Below are 17,387 nucleotides of genomic sequence, written 5' to 3' on the forward strand. Positions count from 1 at the left end.
CCGACGCACGAGCCCGCGTCAACGCCGCCCAACTGTTGAGCGTGCGCCAGGAGGGCGGGCAGCTGGTCGAGCCGTGGCTGGCCTGGACCGCCGCCGTCCAAGAACAAGGCTTCATCTCCGCCGATCACGCGCGGGCGATCGGCAAGATCATGCGCCGCATCCCCGCCAAGGTCGACCAAGACCTGCGCGACGAAGCCGAATACCAGCTCGCCCACTTCGCCACCCGCTCCACCCCCGACGACCTGCCCAAGGTCGGTGACCGCATCCTGGCCTACCTCGACCCCGACGGCCGCCTCACCGACGAAACCGACCGCCAAAACCGCCGCGGACTCACCCTCGGCAAGCAAGGCGTCGACGGCATGAGCACCCTGACCGCCGAACTCACCCCGCAACTGCGCGCCGTACTGGATCCGATCCTCGCCAGCCTCGGCCGGCCCGGCATGTGCAACGCCGAGGACCCCGAAAGCCCCTGGCACACCGACGGACTCGACACCGACAAGCTCAAGGACGCCGCACGCCGCGACAACCGCTCCACCGCCCAACGCAACCACGACGCGTTGTTGGCATACCTGCGCCCGGAATTGGCTCCCACGCCGGGGTCGCATCGCGGGCTGCCGGTCTCGACGATCATCACCATGAGCCTGGCGGAGGTCGAGGCCGCTGCCGGGGTCGCCACCACCGCCTCCGGTGGCACCGTGCCTTTGGAAGAAGCTTTGGAGTTGGCGCAGAAGTCGCATCCGTTTCTGGCGATCTTCGACCACCACGGCCGTCCCCTGCATTTGGGGGACACCAAGCGGATGGCCAGCTCGCATCAGCGGATGGCGTTGATCGCCGCCGAGCGTGGTTGCACCCGCCCGGGCTGCAATGCCCCCGCCACCTTGACCGCTGTGCACCATGTGACCGAATGGTCCAAGGGCGGACTCACCGACATCGAAAACCTCACCCTCGCTTGCGATTCCTGCCACTCGCTCGTCGGTGACGGCCCGAAGCAGTGGAAGACCGTGGTCATGCCACCGGACTCCGAACACGCCGGACACATCGGGTGGATCGCCCCGCATCATCTCGACCCCACCGGGACCCCACAGGTGAACGACCGCCACCACGCCGGGGAGTTGTTGGCCGCCTCGTTGGCCAAGGCGCGCACGCGCCCGCACCCCCGCCCACCGGTCCGATGGTGGTCACGCCCCTAATTCCAGCCCGAGCCTCACCCAAGGTGGGGCCCTTCGGGCTGCGTGCGATCCGGTTGCTCGTGTCGCGCTGGCGTACGCAAAGCACGGGGAAGCGTGGTTGCGTCGCCTGCCCTACCGCACTGGGGCTGACGCCAGGTTGGGAGCCGCTACCTCACCTCCCGGCCTACGGACTGCACGCATCACCTACTTGAGACAACCCAAGAAACACCGTCCCGAATCGTTCGACAGCTCCACGGCTTCAAGCTCTTTGACAAGTCCACAGAGACGATGAACGGCCGAGCGGTGAGCGGGCTGGAACGTGAGTGAGGTTCGGTAGGTGAGGGCGCTGGGAGGTGCGGGCGTTTCCCGGTGTGGGCTGGTAGGTGAGGGGGCCTCGCAAGCTCGGCCACCCTCTCTCCCTCCTCCAGGCGTCTTTTATCTTTTCTTCTTTGTCTTTTCTTCTTTCTTGCCTTGCTACCAGGCGATTTCTAGTTCCGGGAGTTCGAAGCCTTGGGTGAAGTGGGCGATTCGGGGCTCGCTCGGGCGGCCGCCGTGGCGTTCGTAGAAGGCGATGGCGGGCTTGTTCGCTTGCAGGACTTCCAGGTAGACAGAGCGGCCGGGGTATTCGCTGGCCGCCCAGTCGAATCCATAACGCAGCAGGCGGCTGCCTATGCCGCCGCGTTTGAGGGTCGGGTCGACGTGGAGGTTGTCGATCAGGACGCGGCCGTCGGGTGTGGGGGTCAGGTAGATGAATCCGACCACGTCCCCGCCGGATTCGGCGACGAAGAGGTTGCCTTCGGCCTGGCCTACCGTGAGGCGGGTGAGCCAGATGACCTGGTGGTCATGTTCGAGAGTGCCGTGCAGGTAGTCCTCGGGCATGATGCCCGCGTAGGCGGTGCGCCAGCTGGCGGTGTGTAGGGCGGCGACCGCCTTCGCGTCGGCGTCGGTACCCGGTCGGATCTGGATGTCCATGGGGCTCAGTCCCGTTCGTCGAAGGCCCGGAGGATTTCTTCGGCAGCGAGGGCGGGGGTCAGGGAGCCGTCACGGACCTGCTTTTCGATCTGGGCTCGCATGCCCTTCACCGCCGGATTGTCCGTGAGGCGGCGGAGCAGGTTGTCGTGGACCATGGTCCACGTCCAGTCGACCTGTTGGCGTCGGCGCTTCTCGGCGAATTCGCCCGCCTCGGTCAGGACTCGACGGTGGGTGAGAACCGTGTCCCAGAACGTGTCGAGGCCGGTGCCGTTCAAGCCCGACATGGTGAGAACCGGTGGCCGCCATAGCGATTCGCGGGGGTGGATCAGACGCATCGCGCCCTGGAGTTCACGCGCCGCCGCTTTGGCCTCCAGCTCGTGCCGACCGTCCGCCTTGTTCACGGCCACCAGGTCGGCGAGTTCCAGCACACCCTTCTTGATGCCCTGGAGTTGGTCTCCGGTGCGGGCCAGGGTGAGGAAGCAGAAGACGTCGACCATATTGGCGACGGTGACCTCGGATTGACCGACGCCGACGGTCTCCACGAGGATCACGTCATAGCCCGCCGCCTCCAGCAGGACGATGGTCTCCCGGGTCGCTTTCGCCACGCCGCCAAGGGTTCCCGCGGTCGGCGATGGGCGAATGAACGCGTCTCGTTCCACCGACAGCCGGGCCATGCGGGTCTTGTCGCCGAGGATCGAGCCGCCGGTCCTGGTGGAGGACGGGTCGACCGCGAGCACGGCCACCCGGTGCCCCTGACCGATGAGGTACATGCCGAGCGCGTCGATGAAGGTCGACTTGCCCACGCCCGGGACTCCGGTGATGCCAACGCGATTCGACAGCACCTTGCCCGATTCGGGCGTCAGCTTCAGCAGCAGCTGCTGGGCCAGGTCCCGGTGATCGGCGCGGGTGGATTCGACGAGGGTGATGGCGCGGGCCAGTCCGGCTCGCTCCCCGGCCGCCACCTGTGCGGCCAGCTGGTCCACGTCGATGACTCGGCGGGTGCCCGCGGCGGCGGGCTGGGTGCCGGGGCGAGATGCGCCGACCCCGGCGGTGGTGCCGAGCCGAGGGTGGAGGTCTCCACCCTCGGTTCCGCGTGCGGCGTCGCTCATTCGCCCGCGCCGGTGCCGATCTCGTGGCCCAGCTGTGCGGCCAGCTTCTGGATCAGGTCGATCGCGGCGTCGGCGATGATGGTGCCGGGGCCGAAGATGCCCGCGGCGCCGGCCGCGTACAGCTCGTCGTAGTCACCGGGCGGGATGACGCCGCCGACGGTGACCATGATGTCGGGACGCCCGACATCGGCCAGTGCCTGCCGCAGGGCGGGCACCAGCGTGAGGTGGCCTGCGGCCAGCGACGAGACGCCGACGACGTGCACGTCGTTGTCGGCCGCCTGCTGCGCCACCTCTTCGGGAGTCTGGAACAGCGGGCCCACATCGACATCCATGCCGAGGTCGGCGAACGCGGTGGCGATCACCTTCTGGCCTCGGTCGTGGCCGTCCTGACCCATCTTGGCGATCAGGATGCGGGGGCGGCGGCCCTCGGCCTCGGCGAACGCCTCGACCAGCTCGATCGCCTTGCTGATATTGGTCACCTTGCCAGCCTCCTCGCGGTAAACGCCGGAGAGCGTACGGATTTCGGCCTGGTGGCGGCCGTAGACCTTCTCGAGCGCGTCGGAGATCTCACCGACGGTGGCCTTGGCGCGGGCCGCGTTGATGGCCAGGGCCAGGAGGTTGTTCTCCATGCCGCCCTCGGACGATGCGGCGGCACGGGTCAATTCGGCCAGCGCCTTCTCGACCTCGGCCGAATCGCGTTCCGCCCGCAGCTTTTCCAGCTTGGCGTTCTGCTCGGCGCGCACGCGCGAGTTCTCGACCTTGAGCACCTCGATCGGGGTGTCTTCCTCGACCAGATACTTGTTGACGCCGATCACCGGCTGCTGCCCGGTGTCGATGCGGGCCTGCGTACGGGCCGCGGCCTCTTCGATGCGCAGCTTCGGGATGCCCTCCGAAATCGCCTGCGCCATACCGCCGTGCGCCTCGATCTCGGCGATGTGGGCGCGGGCGCGCTCGGCCAGCTGGTGGGTCAGCCATTCCACGTAGTACGAGCCGCCCCACGGGTCGGCCGGACGGGTGGTGTTGGACTCCTGCTGGATCAGCAGCTGGGTGTTGCGGGCGATGCGGGCCGAGAAGTCCGTCGGTAGCGCCAGCGCCTCGTCCAACGCGTTCGTGTGCAGCGACTGGGTGTGGCCCTGGGTGGCGGCCATGGCCTCGACGCAGGTGCGCGCGACATTGTTGAACACGTCCTGCGCGGTCAGCGACCAGCCCGAGGTCTGCGAATGTGTGCGCAGCGCAAGGGACTTCGAGTTCTTGGGCTCGAACTTGGCGACCAGCTCGTTCCAGAGCAGGCGGCCCGCACGGAGTTTCGCGACCTCCATGAAGAAGTTCATCCCGATGGCCCAGAAGAACGACAGGCGCGGCGCGAACTTGTCGACCTCCATGCCCGCGGCCAGACCGGCCTTGATGTACTCCACGCCGTCGGCGAGGGTGTAGGCCAGCTCCAGGTCGGCGGTGGCTCCGGCCTCCTGAATGTGGTAGCCGGAGATGGAGATCGAGTTGAACTTCGGCATCTTCGCCGAGGTGTAGGCGAAGATGTCGGAGATGATCCGCATCGAGGGCTTGGGCGGGTAGATGTAGGTGTTGCGGACCATGAACTCCTTCAGAATGTCGTTCTGAATGGTTCCGGCCAGCTGTTCGGGCTTGACGCCCTGCTCCTCGGCGGCGACGACGTAGAGCGCCAGGATCGGCAGCACCGCGCCGTTCATGGTCATCGACACCGAAACCTGGTCCAGCGGAATGTGATCGAACAACTCCCGCATGTCCAGGATGGAGTCGATGGCGACACCGGCCATGCCGACGTCACCGGTCACGCGCGGATGATCCGAGTCGTAGCCACGGTGGGTGGCCAGGTCGAAGGCCACCGACAGGCCCTTCTGACCCGCCTGCAGATTCCGGCGGTAGAAGGCGTTCGAGTCCGCGGCGGTGGAGAAGCCCGCGTACTGGCGAATCGTCCACGGCTGGTTCACGTACATCGTCGGGTACGGGCCGCGCACGAACGGGGCCACACCCGGCACGCTGTCGAGGGGATAGCCCTCGGCGACGATGGCGTCCCGATCGGCCTTGGTGAACACCGGCGGCACATCGATGCCCTCCGGCGTCGACCAGGTGAGCTGTTCGGGCGCATAGTGATTCGCGGTCGCGGCCTCGGCGACGAACTCCTCGACCTGCGCGGCGCTCACCTCGGCGGGCGCGGTCTCCCCGTCGTTCAGCGGCACCTCGGCGAAATTGCCGATGCGATGCTTGATATCGCTCATCTCTACGCTCCCAGCTTTTCGAGCAGGCCGGACAGAGCCGCCACCGCATCCATGCGCGCCGTCACGAAGCCATCCGGGCGATCCGCCCCGGAAAGCTCCGCGACCGCTTTCTCCGGACCGGCCAGCAGCACGGTGGTCACCCCGGCCGCACGCAATTCCCGCACCGCCGCACCGGCATCGGTGCCGTAGCGGGTGTCGGAGCCGCACAGCACGGCGATCGACGGACCGGCCTCGGTGACCGCCTCGATACCGCCGGAGGCCAGCAGGTTGGTGGTGAAGGTGACCCGAACATTGTTCTCCGCCACCGGACCCAGCGGAACCAGTCGCACCCGGGGACGTACCCCATTGGCGGCCAGGTAGGCATCGGACCGGTTGCGCAGCGCTTCGAAGGCCGCGCCGTAGCGGGCGGTGCCGTTGGTGGCGCGGGCCGCCTCCGACAGCGGCTTCTCGCTCAGGTTCGGGAATTCGTTGACACCGGTGACGGCCGTCTTGCGGTGCGCCACATCGGAATCGCGCTTGGCCTTGGTCTCGGCGATGCGCTCGGCCAGCAGTCCCTGCTGCAGCGCGGCCAGGTACCCACCCGCGGCCTCGATCTCCTGCATGAACTCCCACGCCTTGGCGGCGAGTTCCTCGGTCAGCGACTCCACGTACCAGGAGCCCGCGCCCGGGTCCTGCACGTGGCCGAGGTGGGATTCCTCGAGCAGCAGCAGCTGGGTGTTGCGGGCCATGCGCTCGGAGAACGCCTTGGACACTTCGAGTTCCCCGGCGGGCAGGGCGTCGTCGAAGGGCAGCACCGTGACGATGTCCGCGCCGCCGACGCCCGCACCGAACGCGGCCAGGGTGGTGCGCAGCATGTTCACCCACGGATCCCGCTGACTCATCATGGCCGCCGAGGTGATCGCCTGCTGCGGCGCGTTGCCGAAGGCCGGGGCACCGCACACGTGCGCGACCCGGGCCCAGAGCTTGCGGGCGGCACGGAATTTGGCGATGGTCTCGAACTGGTCGTCGGTGGCCGCGAAGCGGAACTCCAACTGGCCCAGCGCATCCGCGATATCGGCACCGGCGTCGGTGAGGGCGCGCAGGTATTCCAGGCCGGCGGCCACGGCCGCACCCAGTTCCTGGGCGTCGGAGGCACCGGAGTTGTGGAAGGCCACGCCGCACACGGTGATCGCGCGGACCGTCTCGGTGCGGGCGACCGACTGCTGGGCCAGCGCGATCGCGCCGTCCAGATCGATGGCCTGCGTACCGGCGAAGAGGCTCGTCAGCGGGGTCGCGCCCAGGGAGACCCGAATGTCCTTGCGCTGCGGTGCTTCGTAGGCGTCGAGCAGCGAGAACAGCTGGGCGGCAGCCTCATTGGCAGCCGGTCCGGCGTCCAGGGTGAGGGGGGCCAACTCGTAGAGGAAGCCCTGCAGCGCGGTACCCAGGCCCTCAACCGGCACGCCACGCTCGGCGACACCCAGCCACACGGCACTCACGCCATTGTCGAGAGCGAAAAGAATGTCGGCGTTCACGGCCTTCGCGTCGGCCCCGCCGAAGCGCTGGCTGACGTACCAGCCCCGGTGCACATCGCGGGTGGCGTCGCCACCCCGCACGTAGGGGAACTGCCCGGGCAGCGGCTGCTCGGGCAGTTCGTCGCGGCGCGTGTAGAGCGGGTTGACGGTCAGGCCGTCGTAGGTCGTGACCGCGAGCAGCTTCTCCGGCTCATCCGGCAAGTCGCTCGCATCCACCCTGCGGGCCTTGGCCAGCACCCCGGCGACACCCTTGCGCCAGGCGGCATACTCGGGCACCGGATCGGTATCCGAGTCGGAAGCAATCGGCATAGCTGCTTTGTCCTTCTTCCACTCCCTGACCGGATGGCCGTTTTCCCGGCATCTACCCAGGTCAACAACCACTTTGGTTAACGAGCATTCATGGTCTTTCCCCTGATGCTAGCGGCCCGGTTTCGATTGTCGCCTCCGGAGTCTCACTACCAGCGGGTAACCTGGCGCGGTGCCAACAACCCTCCGCGAGCCGATCGAGCGAGTATCCGCGCTGCTCAACCGTCTCCGTCAACCGCGCACGCTGATCGCGCTGATCGCTTGCGGACTGCTATTCGCCCTGGCCGCGTTCGCGCCGCATCCGGCACCCCAGCAGATTCGGCAGTGGGCCGATTCGGTCGGTCCGACACTGCCGCTGGTGTTCTTCGCGGTCCACACGCTGGTCTGCATCGCGCCCTTCCCGCGCACGATCTTCACCCTCAGCGCCGGCATGCTGTTCGGCTCGACGGAAGGGTTGACGCTGGCGATCACGGCCACGACTTTGAGTGCGGTGCTGGCACTCTGGCTGGTCCGCGCCCTGGATCACGAGCGTGTGCGGGCCCGTTTGACGCATCCGGCCGTGCAGGCGGTCGACGCCCGCCTGGCCCGGCGCGGCTGGCTGGCGATCGGATCCTTGCGGCTCATAGCCATCGCGCCGTTCTCGATTGTGAACTATTGCGCGGCACTGTCTTCGATCCGGTTGACGCCCTACCTCATCGCGACGTTCCTCGGCATCATTCCGGGCACGGTCGGCACGGTATTGCTCGGCGATGCCCTCACCAACCGAACTTCCCCCGCTCAACTGATCGTGACCGCGATTCTGCTGGGCGTCGGAGTAATTGGTTTGGTGGTCGATGCGCGAATGTCCGTCGAAATTTGAAATGTTGAGTATTCTAACCTCCGGTCGATTGCACAGGCGGTAGCACATAATCCATCTCCGGAGGTGTGAAAGTCGTGGGCGAAGCAGCTTTACTACCGGGTGAGAACAAGAAACTCAACGCTTGGCTGACCTTGATCCGGCAGCCACCGCCCACCCCGATGCTCGTGGGCATCGGCCTGATTTCGCTGCTCCCCGCGCTCCTCACCGCCGGACCGGTGGTGGCCGCCGTGGCGATCTGGTATCGCGGCGGCGGTCGCGATGGCTGGGCCTTTTCCCTCTTTTTCGCGGTGCTGGTCGTAATGGGCATGTTCACCACCGCGGCGGTATCACTCGGAACGGCCTGGCGACGCAGCCGCCAATTCTCGCGGCCCGAGCCTCAATCCGACGTGGCCGCCTGATCCGGCGGCGGCAATGGCCACCGATCGAATTCGGGAAGGGTATTCACGGGCGAGCCATTTTCCCGGCTCAATTTTCCCAGCAACTCATTCTCGCACGTATCGGCGGTCAGTCCGGGATTCAGCTCCTTGGCCTTGACCAGCCATCCCGCCGCCTGATGCAACGGCCGGCCGTCGATGTGGTCGGCATCCATCAGGGTCGCCGCGAGCGTCGGCTCAGCGACCACGGCCGAGCCCAGGTGTTGCAGGCAGCGGCCGGTGCCGAGATCGTCGGCCAGAGCGCGCCATTCGGCGAGCGCGAGCTGCCAGCGCCCGACGGCGTGCCGCAATTCGCCCGAAGCCCAGTCGAGTGCCCCCGCGATCTCGTGCACGTGGGCCGCGCCCACGGGATCTCGTCCGTCGGCGGCCATGGAGTCGGCCAATTCCAATCGGTCTCGCGCGGCGGTGTATCGGCCCTGCATCAAGTGCACGATTGCCATGTTCGCCAAGGCGCACACCTCGCCTGCGACGTCCTCGCGAGGTAGCAGCCACCATGCCTGTTCCAGCAGGTTGATCGTGTCTTCGCGTTGGGTTTCGCGGGGGCCCAACGTCTTCAGTGCCTGCCGGTGCAGGGCACGGGCGCGGAGACTGCGCGAGAGCGGGCGTGGGCTGTAGCGCACGGACCGTTGCTCGGCGCTGTCCGCGCGGATGGCCGCCAATGCCTCGACAAGCCCGGACTTCGTCCGTTTGCCGATTTTCACCATGGCAGCGGCGGGACTCGACCGGTCGCGTTGGCGGCCTTCACGATCGCGACCCGGAAAGTCCTCGGCCTTGCCACAGCGAACGAACCAGGTATCGAGAGCATCGGCGATCGCGCCGAGGTCCGACGCCACCGCGCGGACTTGATCGAGCCCCTCGAGTTCCGCGCAGTTCGACAGCAGGTCACACAGCCGCGGTTCCTCGTTGGTGAACCAGGCGCGGGCCCGCGCGGCGGTCGCGGGTGCGTCGAGTGCCCGAGCCCAGCGGGTCGCCTGCTCTGCGTGTCGGCGCAGCAGCATGGCCAGGGCGGCACGCCATTCCGGTGTTCCGGTGGCGGGGTGTCGGTCTTCGGGTGGGACCGCGGCCAGCAGGTATCGGCTGCCGGTCGACCGGCGCAGCACGTCGTCGGTCACCAGTTGTTCCAACAGCGCTGGGGCCGAGGGCATGTCGTCATCGGGCATGCTCACATTGGTGACAGGCATCCGTGCCCCAGCACTCGCCGACAGGACATCCAGCAGCACCGGCAGTTCATAGGTCCGCAAGGGCATATCGCGCAGTACCGCCGCAGCCCAATTGTCGGCGAGGTCGTTTCGTTCCTCGGGTGCGGGTGCCGCCTCCCACGGCCCACCGGGTTCGGGCAATTCCGGCTGCGCCTCGGGCAGCGCCACGTGGTCCCGCACGAACAGGTACGCCCGAGCCGACAGCCCCACCACGAACAACACCAAGGCCACCCACCCGATACCGCCGACCACGAACTGCACCAAAGGGTTCTCTTTGAACGAGTCCGTGAGCAGGTTGGTCCCGAGGACGCCGACGAGGCCCAGACCCAGGGTCGCGGGCACGTTCAGCAGGAGCTGCCATACCGTCGATTTCGGTGTGGCCATGAGCGAGCGGCTCTCGCGGGCCAGCTCGGCCGACTCGGCACCGCCGTTCGGGGACTGTTCGGTGCTCATACCCGCGCTCCCCCGGTCAGCCCGGGCACCAGGCAGCGTCGCCAAGTGATCAGCAGCAGCGCCAACGGCACCGCCGCCGAGACGAGCGCCCCACCCGCGAGTTGCGCCGAGCTCAGACTGAATTGGCGGGTGTCGCCCCACAGCAGCAGCGACCACGGGCTGCCCCCGGTGCCGCTGATCAGCAGCCCAAGGAGGAAGTCGTTCCAGACCTGGATGAATTCGAGCACGGCGACCGCGCCGATCGCCGGGCCCACCACCGACAGGGTGCGCCCGAGAATGGTACGCAGCGAAGCCAATCCGTAGAGCGCGTCGGCGGCCGGGGTGTACGCGGGCGCGAGGAGCGCGCCGCGCAGGACGAGGATGGAGATGGGGAGTCCGGCGGCGGCGTGGGTGAAGATGAGCGGCACCAGGGTGCCGAACCAGCCGAAGGAGCCGATCGCCTGCTGCAGCGATCCGAGGTACATCTGGGCGGGCAGCACCGTCAGGATCACCAGGCCCGGCACCACCATCCGGATCTTCGATGCCGCGAGCCAATACGCCACCGGCAGTGCGAAAGTCACCGCGATCACCGTCGCGGAGGCGGCCACCTCGACCGTCGTGAGCAGGGCGCGGCGCAGCGCTGGATCGGATAGCAGGTCATGCACCGCAATGCCTTGCGAGCCACCGGTGCCGTACATGGCGACGTACACGAGCTCGCCGATCGGATAGAGCACCAGGGCGATGGCCGGAATCACGATCGTGGCTCGCCACAAGCGGGTGCGGGTGCGTGCCACAGGGCGCAGGCGACGAATCGGCGGAGGCCCGCTCGGGCGGCGGGCATTGATTCGATCCTGGGAGAACAAGGCCGCCAGCACCAGGGCCACGGTCAGTGGCAGCGCGTAGGCGGCCGCGTCACCGCACGAGGCCGCCTCGCAGGCGGTGGACAGCCGCCACCATTCGACGGTCGCGGTGCCCACGTCGCGCTGCAGCGAGCGCGGCACCGCACCCAGCACCGCGTCGAAAACCCGTGCCGCGGCGACGGATACGACCAGGAACGCGATGAACGCGACCGGCCGGACCTGCTTCCACAGTCGCCACAGCAGGAACCGCTCCGGGCCGTGATACAGCTCCCCCGCACGCACCGGGTCGGCCTCGATGGCCAGGATGGCGGCCCGGAACAGGCCGATCAGCAGGCCCAGCCAGGTCCAGGCGAAGGCGGCCACCAGAACCGCTTGGAACGCCAGACGATCCGTCGCCACATGCTCGAAATACCGTCCGCCGGTGGTTGTTTCGAGAATGAAGCGGAAGGCGATGCCCGCGGTGAACGCCGAGACCCCGAACGGGACGATGAACGGCCACCACAGCCAAGGGATATGCCGGCTGGGCCAGGCCAGCACCAGCGCCAGCAGGACCAGAACCACGGCGAGCACGACCCAGCCCGCCGTGTGCAGATAGGCGCTGCGGGAGCCGACCGGGAGTCCGCGCCAGACCAGCAAGGTGCCGATGCCCAAGCAGGACACGGCCACCAAAGCGGCCAGCACTCGCAGGCCGAGCTGCAATGCCCGTGCCAGCGGCGGTCTTCCCCCACGCCCGCGACGGCGGTCGAGCACCAACAGCCCCGTGCCGCCGAGCAGCTGCAACCCGCATCCGAGGGCAAGTCGCGGATTCGTCTGTGCGCCGAGCCCGATGGTGTACAGCGCGGGAACAATCAGCAGCAATGCCATCAAGACGAATGCCGGAGCGCGGAAGACATTGGTCAGCACGACCTGCACATGCGGATGTCTGCCCGGAATCAACGGCCCCGATAGTCGGCGCGTGGCCAGCTCCAGCTCGAGGCCGTTGGAATTCACCGTGTACATGCTCGATTCACCCACGTCGGCTGCGTTCCAGCTCGTAGATGGCCGCGACCGCATTGTCGACCGCCACGGATTCGCGTTTCGCGGGATCGTCGAGGTCGGTCAGGAACGCGGTGATCACCCGCCACAGCGGATTGTCGCCGCCGCGCGAGCCAATGCGGTCGGCCAGGTCGAATTCGCTCCAGGCATGGAGTCGAGGTCCGGAGAGATTGAGCGTCGTGTCGAGCAGCGGCGAATAGCCCGGTTGGACACGCAGATCCGGTGCGATGAAGCCGCCCGCGCTGATCCAGTCGGTCAATAGTTCCGGCCGCGACAGCAGCCCGATCAACTCGCGCGCCTTCTCACTCGCCGACCGGGTCGCCACCATGACATCACCGCCGCCGATCACGGGTCCCTTCCCGAATGGCGGCAGATTGCCGGGGAATAGTGAAACCCCCACCGTCTCGACCATTCTCACGTCATTGCCCCCGAAGCATCCGCGCACAATGGGTTCGGCGAAATCGGGTGCCACCACCATGGCCGCGCGACCGGTGCCGAATACGTCGCGCACGGCATCGGGGAACTGCTGGGTCAGGGCGCGGCCGATATCGCCGGGGAACGCGCCGTCGAATCCCCAGATGCCCGCCAAGGTCCGCAAAGCCCTGGTCAGCTCGGCGCGGCGCTGCTCGGGTCGCCAGTCGTTCGGATTCGCCACGCTCTCATACGCATCCCGGGATTCCGCGAGCAGCACATTCTCGAAAAAATCGGTGAGCATCCAGCCGTCCGCGCCACCCAACGCCAGCGGATGCACGCCACTGCGCGCGAGTCGGGTCATCAATGCGGGCCACAGCCACGGCGGCCACCGATCCGGCGGGGCGAGATTCAGCCGCGTGAATCGCGTGCGGTCATACCAGATCAGCGATTTGGACGTGGCCTTGAACGGCAGCCCATAGAGCCGATTGCCTTTCGCCTCGACATGCAGCAATGGCCACCAGCCATCGGCATAGCGTGGCTTCTTGCTGTCGTCACTCCACAGGTTCTCATCCAGCGCCTGCAGCCGATCGTCGGCCGCCAGCCGCGGGATCTGCCCGATTTGCGGCACGACCACGATATCGGGCGCGAATCGCCCCGCCGCGAAGACGGTGCCCACATCATCACCGAGTGTCGTCACCGTGGTGCGATGCGGAAATTGGCCGCCATTGCGCAGATTGGCGAGTATCGCCTCGAATGCCTGGAGTTCCGCACCGCCCCAGGGCACCGCAATCTTCACCGCATCGGCGCTCGTGCCCGCCCCGAACGGCGTGCACGCGGCGGCCAACGGAAGCACCACACCCGCGCGCAAAATCGTTCTGCGGCTCGACATCCCATCCCCAACCGATGCGACCACCCCGAAATCGGTCTCCTTCTGAAACACCGTACCCGCGTGATCACCGATCAAACGTCGGACGGTGAAAACCCCCTCCGATCGCGCCTGCCTGATCCCGCCTTCGAATCACGCTGAGCGTGGCACTGTTCGCGCGCCCGGGCCCGCGACAGGATCTGCCCGGACGGTTCCGGTCCCGCATTGGAACGGTCAGGTCCACCCGTCGAGAGAGAAAGGCGCTTCGCGTGAGTCCCCACCGCGTGCTCGGAATCGTCACATGATCAGCGTCGGAGCGGCCCGCTCCGCCACCGCCGCCACGGCTCGGGTCCGGCTCACGCCGCCCGCCGGGCCCCTGCGCGGGCTCGCGGTGCGGGTGCTGTCGCTGGCCGGACTGTTGGCCCTGTGGTGGGCGGTGGCCGCCGCGAAACTGGTCGATCCGCAGTTTCTTCCGGGGCCCGGCGCGGTCTGGGAGGCGTTCGTGCGGGCCAATAGCTGGCATCAGCTCGCGCCGGGTGTGCCGCGCGAGGTGCCCGGCGAACAGAACTACTTCCTGTGGGAGCATCTGCTGGCCAGCCTGCAACGCATTGTCGTGGGCGCTGGCGCGGCCGTAATCCTCGGTCCGCTCGTGGGTTTCGTGCTCGGCACCTCCAAAACACTGAGTGCCATCATCGGCCCGTACCTGAATTTCCTGCGCACCCTGCCGCCGCTGGGCTATATCGGCCTGCTCATCGTGTGGTTCGGTATCGGCGACACCTCGAAGATCTGGCTGTTGTTCCTGGCCGCGTTCCCGCCGGTCGTGATCGCAACCATCGCTGGCGTGCACGGGGTTTCGGCCGATCGGATCAATGCGGCGCGTTCCCTCGGCGCGAACCGGCTGCACGTCATCACCCGGGTCCTGCTGCCCGCCACGCTCCCCGAGGTGATCGGCGGCATTCGCGTGGCCATCGGGTTCGCGTGGACGACCGTGGTCGCCGCCGAACTGAACAATGGCATCCCCGGCATCGGCGGCCTCGCCTTCCTGGCCGGTCAGCAGCTCAATACGCCGCTGACCATGGCCTGCATCATCGTCATCGGTCTCACCGCGCTCGCCCTCGACGCGGTCATCAGCTGGATCGGCACGCTGGTCGTGCCCTGGAAAGGCAAATCATGAAGCGCGCTTTGGCGGCAGTGGCATTGGCGGGTCTGCTGACGGGATCGCTGACCGCGTGCGTCCAGTCGGGGCGCACCGACCAGTCCCGAGCCACCGGGGACAAGGTCGCCTGCCCGGTGGCGGTGGACGAAAGCTTCACCGGCACAGTGCGACTCGGATATCAGGACATTCCCAATGGCGACCTGGTGGTCAAGGACGCCGGGCTGCTCGAAACCTGCCTGCCCAAGGCCAAGATCACGTGGAGCAAGTTCGCCTCCGGAGCCACGGTGATTCAGGCGTTCGGATCGAACTCCCTGGATCTGGGACTGCTCGGCAGTGCCGCCGCCGCGCGTGCGCTCTCCGCACCGCTGAACATCGGCATGAAGGCCGTGTGGGTGCACGACGTGATCGGGGCCGCCGAATCGCTGGTGGTGAAAGATCCCGCCATCACGAGCGTTACGGGCTTGCGCGGCAAGAAGATCGGCGTGCCGTTCGCGAGCACCTCGCACTACAGCCTGCTCGCCGCGCTCACCGCCGCCGGAATCGAACGCGACGTGACGCTGGTGAACCTGCAACCCGACGCCATCGCCGCGGCCTGGAAGGGCGGCGATATCGACGCGGCCTTCATCTGGGAGCCGACACTCTCGGAACTCGTGAAGAACGGCCACGTGGTGACCACCGCCGCCGACACCGCCAAGGCGGGCAAGCCGACCTACGACCTGGAAGGCGCACGGAGCGAATTCGTTTCGGCCAACCCGAAGTTCCTGGAGGTATGGACCGCGGCCCAGAACTGGGCCGTCAACCAGATCAACACCGCGCCCGACGCGGCGGCCACCCGCATCTCGGCACAGCTGGGCGTCCCCGTGGCCGACATCCGCAAGCAACTCGGCGAATACGGCTACCTCGACGCCGCCACCCAGGCCGGACCCGCCTACCTGGGCAAGCAGCTGGGCACGGACCTGAAGTCCTCCGCCGATTTCCTGTTGAGCCAGGGCGAGATTCAGGCGCTGGCCGCTCCGGAGGCCTACACTGCCGCGGTCTACCCCGACGCCGCGACGAAGGTGAGCGCGAAGTGACCCAGCCAGAGCTGGATGATCCGGCTGGAGTGAATGCCCCAGGCGGAGTAGACGATCCAGTACCGCGTGATAGTCCGGCCGGACCGAGCAGCCCCGCGGAGTTGAGTGGCCCGACGGAATCGGGTGGTGGTCTGGCGAGGCTGGGCGGTGGTGCAGTGGCGGCGGCGCGTGATCGGGTGGTGCTGGCGGGGGTCTCCAAGACCTACGCGAGCGATACGGGGCCGACAGTCGCGCTCTCCCCCACCGATCTGATCATCGAGCCCGGGGAGTTCGTCAGCGTTGTCGGGCCGTCCGGGTGCGGCAAGACCACGCTGCTGCAACTGCTCGGCGGGTTCCTCGAGCCCAGCACCGGGAGCCTGTTGGTGGGCGCGGACCCGGTCGAGGGGCCCGGGCCGGAGCGGGGTGTGGTCTTCCAGGCTCCGACGCTGTACCCGTGGCTGTCGGTGCGCGGCAATATCGAGTTCGGTCCGAAATGTCGTGGTGTGGACAAGAAGACGCGGCGTGCCGCCGCCGAGCGGATGCTGGCGTTGGTCGGGCTGGCCGAGTTCGGCGACAAGCGGCCCTACGAGTTGTCAGGCGGCATGCAGCAGCGGGCGCAGATCGCGCGGGTGCTGGTCAACGATCCGCGCATCATCCTCATGGACGAGCCGTTCGGCGCGCTGGATCAGCTCACCCGCGAACGCCTGCAGGTCGAGTTGCTGCGACTGTGGCGCGAGGCCGGTAAAACCATTGTGTTCGTGACCCATTCGGTCGAAGAGGCGGTGTTTCTCTCGACCCGCGTCCTGGTCATGAGCGCTCGCCCGGGACGCGTCATCGTCGATCGCCGCATCCAATTACCGGGTGATGACGACACCGCCGTGCGCGACCTCGCCGTCACGGCCACACCGGAATTCCAGTCCCTGAAAACCGAATTGGCGAAAGCGATTTACGAAGCACACGCCTGACTCGGCAAATACGCCGATGACCCTTGTCGCTGTTATGCGACAAGGGCCATCGTGATGTTTCGACGAACGCGAAAACCTATTACAGGTACGCGCCGCACACGGGCCACGCGCCCGCGCCCTGACCGGCGAGCACATTCTCCGCGACGCGGATCTGCTCCTCGCGGCTGGCGTTGGCGGCATTGCCCGAGCCGCCGTAGGCGTTCCAGGTGCTCTGGGTGAACTGCAGGCCGCCGTAGAAGCCGTTACCGGTGTTGGCGGCCCAGTTTCCGCTGGCCTCACACTGCGCGACGGCGTCCCAGTCGTGTCCGGCGGCCGAGGCGGTCGCCGTCGACAGCGCGAACGGGACGGACACGAACGCGCCGATGGCCGCGGTGGCGGCGAGCATGCGGGTGGTGAGCTTCCGGTTGCGATGCATAAAGTATTTCCCTGCCTGCGCCCACCGTTCCGCGCTTTCAGCTGCGGTGCCCCGTCCCCAGGGTTCTCGGTTGCTCTCGAATCGCGGGACGGGTTTCCGGTGTTCGGCGATTCGAGCGGGGGCCCGGAGGTATCCGAGCCGAGAGCGACGGTAACGGAACAATCACGCTGAATCACGTCCCGATCACGGACGGTTGACAAAACGGTATCGACCGCACTCGAAGAGTTTTCGCAGATAGCACCGGAGTGTCACAGAATGACATTTCTGGAATTTACGGCCGAATTTGTGACGGACGTCACGGAGAAATGGTGACGCCAATCGCGTAATACAAAGCCGAGACAAAACGATCCCCACCGAAAATCGCGGTCCGACCGGCCCG

General features: G+C 67.3%; 14 protein-coding genes. 6 read left to right on the forward strand and 8 right to left on the reverse strand.

The features are described 5' to 3' along the window. The coding region (locus VMT65_RS08370; protein ID WP_326307482.1) for an HNH endonuclease signature motif containing protein at positions 1 to 1,190 on the forward strand (1,190 nt) is incomplete at its 5' end. Positions 1,191 to 1,643: 453 nt separating this feature from the next. Here the strand turns inward: VMT65_RS08370 and VMT65_RS08375 are convergent. From VMT65_RS08375 to VMT65_RS08390, 4 genes are read right to left on the reverse strand one after another with little or no spacing between them, the layout of a single operon-like run. Further along, the gene (locus VMT65_RS08375) at positions 1,644 to 2,141 is read right to left on the reverse strand and encodes a GNAT family N-acetyltransferase (protein ID WP_326307483.1); all 498 of its coding nucleotides are present in this window, start codon (positions 2,139 to 2,141) and stop codon (positions 1,644 to 1,646) included. A gap of 5 nt (positions 2,142 to 2,146) precedes the next feature. After that, positions 2,147 to 3,250, reverse strand: a complete 1,104-nt coding sequence (gene meaB / locus VMT65_RS08380; RefSeq protein WP_326307484.1) for a methylmalonyl Co-A mutase-associated GTPase MeaB — start codon at positions 3,248 to 3,250, stop codon at positions 2,147 to 2,149. Further along, positions 3,247 to 5,505, reverse strand: a complete 2,259-nt coding sequence (scpA, locus tag VMT65_RS08385) for a methylmalonyl-CoA mutase (RefSeq protein ID WP_326307485.1) — start codon at positions 5,503 to 5,505, stop codon at positions 3,247 to 3,249. Before scpA ends, meaB begins: the two co-directional genes overlap by 4 nt. Positions 5,506 to 5,507: 2 nt before the next feature. Then, positions 5,508 to 7,325, reverse strand: a complete 1,818-nt coding sequence (locus tag VMT65_RS08390) for a methylmalonyl-CoA mutase family protein (protein WP_326307486.1) — start codon at positions 7,323 to 7,325, stop codon at positions 5,508 to 5,510. Positions 7,326 to 7,494: 169 nt separating this feature from the next. Between VMT65_RS08390 and VMT65_RS08395 the strand changes: the two genes are divergently transcribed. Both VMT65_RS08395 and VMT65_RS08400 read left to right on the forward strand, forming a co-directional pair. Beyond that, a complete protein-coding gene (locus VMT65_RS08395; protein WP_442790206.1) occupies positions 7,495 to 8,181 on the forward strand; it encodes a TVP38/TMEM64 family protein in 687 nt (228 codons plus the stop codon). 74 nt (positions 8,182 to 8,255) lie between these two features. After that, positions 8,256 to 8,579 carry a hypothetical protein gene (locus tag VMT65_RS08400; RefSeq protein WP_326307487.1) on the forward strand — a complete coding sequence of 108 codons (324 nt, stop codon included), beginning with the start codon at positions 8,256 to 8,258 and terminating at the stop codon, positions 8,577 to 8,579. Here VMT65_RS08400 and VMT65_RS08405 read toward each other — a convergent pair. The 3 genes from VMT65_RS08405 to VMT65_RS08415 are packed head-to-tail and all read right to left on the reverse strand — an operon-like array spanning position 8,558 to position 13,444. Then, complete coding sequence (locus VMT65_RS08405; protein WP_326307488.1) at positions 8,558 to 10,267, reverse strand: hypothetical protein; 1,710 nt, start codon at positions 10,265 to 10,267, stop codon at positions 8,558 to 8,560. The two genes, VMT65_RS08400 and VMT65_RS08405, sit on opposite strands and share 22 nt — an antisense overlap. Next, positions 10,264 to 12,096, reverse strand: a complete 1,833-nt coding sequence (locus tag VMT65_RS08410; RefSeq protein WP_326307489.1) for a hypothetical protein — start codon at positions 12,094 to 12,096, stop codon at positions 10,264 to 10,266. The genes VMT65_RS08405 and VMT65_RS08410 overlap by 4 nt, the downstream gene beginning before the upstream one ends. Positions 12,097 to 12,112: 16 nt before the next feature. Next, on the reverse strand, positions 12,113 to 13,444 hold the full coding sequence (locus VMT65_RS08415) for an ABC transporter substrate-binding protein (RefSeq protein ID WP_326307490.1): 1,332 nt from the start codon (positions 13,442 to 13,444) through the stop codon (positions 12,113 to 12,115). A gap of 277 nt (positions 13,445 to 13,721) precedes the next feature. Between VMT65_RS08415 and VMT65_RS08420 the strand changes: the two genes are divergently transcribed. The 3 genes from VMT65_RS08420 to VMT65_RS08430 all read left to right on the forward strand — a co-directional run bounded on the left by VMT65_RS08420 (position 13,722) and on the right by VMT65_RS08430 (position 16,593). Continuing rightward, a complete protein-coding gene (locus tag VMT65_RS08420) occupies positions 13,722 to 14,594 on the forward strand; it encodes an ABC transporter permease (protein ID WP_326307491.1) in 873 nt (290 codons plus the stop codon). Continuing rightward, positions 14,591 to 15,649 carry a taurine ABC transporter substrate-binding protein gene (locus VMT65_RS08425; RefSeq protein ID WP_326307492.1) on the forward strand — a complete coding sequence of 353 codons (1,059 nt, stop codon included), beginning with the start codon at positions 14,591 to 14,593 and terminating at the stop codon, positions 15,647 to 15,649. The genes VMT65_RS08420 and VMT65_RS08425 overlap by 4 nt, the downstream gene beginning before the upstream one ends. Before the next feature lie 155 nt (positions 15,650 to 15,804). Further along, positions 15,805 to 16,593: an ABC transporter ATP-binding protein gene (locus VMT65_RS08430; protein WP_326307493.1), complete on the forward strand. Its 789-nt coding sequence runs from the start codon at positions 15,805 to 15,807 to the stop codon at positions 16,591 to 16,593. A 79-nt stretch (positions 16,594 to 16,672) separates the two neighbouring features. Here VMT65_RS08430 and VMT65_RS08435 read toward each other — a convergent pair whose 3' ends face one another. Then, entirely contained in the window at positions 16,673 to 17,008 is a 336-nt protein-coding gene (locus VMT65_RS08435) for a transglycosylase family protein (RefSeq protein WP_326307494.1), read from the reverse strand. Positions 17,009 to 17,387: the final 379 nt, after the last annotated feature.

The sequence above is a fragment of the Nocardia sp. CDC153 genome, assembly GCF_035818515.1.
Classification (GTDB): Bacteria; Actinomycetota; Actinomycetes; order Mycobacteriales; family Mycobacteriaceae; genus Nocardia.

Coding starts and splice junctions, on each gene's coding strand:
- VMT65_RS08375 (WP_326307483.1), bottom strand. CDS start 2,141: ATGGACATCCAGATCCGACCGGGTACCGACGCCGACGCGAAGGCGGTC.
- VMT65_RS08435 (WP_326307494.1), bottom strand. CDS start 17,008: ATGCATCGCAACCGGAAGCTCACCACCCGCATGCTCGCCGCCACCGCG.
- meaB (WP_326307484.1), bottom strand. CDS start 3,250: ATGAGCGACGCCGCACGCGGAACCGAGGGTGGAGACCTCCACCCTCGG.
- VMT65_RS08390 (WP_326307486.1), bottom strand. CDS start 7,325: ATGCCGATTGCTTCCGACTCGGATACCGATCCGGTGCCCGAGTATGCC.
- VMT65_RS08420 (WP_326307491.1), top strand. CDS start 13,722: ATGATCAGCGTCGGAGCGGCCCGCTCCGCCACCGCCGCCACGGCTCGG.
- VMT65_RS08405 (WP_326307488.1), bottom strand. CDS start 10,267: ATGAGCACCGAACAGTCCCCGAACGGCGGTGCCGAGTCGGCCGAGCTG.
- VMT65_RS08415 (WP_326307490.1), bottom strand. CDS start 13,444: ATGTCGAGCCGCAGAACGATTTTGCGCGCGGGTGTGGTGCTTCCGTTG.
- scpA (WP_326307485.1), bottom strand. CDS start 5,505: ATGAGCGATATCAAGCATCGCATCGGCAATTTCGCCGAGGTGCCGCTG.
- VMT65_RS08425 (WP_326307492.1), top strand. CDS start 14,591: ATGAAGCGCGCTTTGGCGGCAGTGGCATTGGCGGGTCTGCTGACGGGA.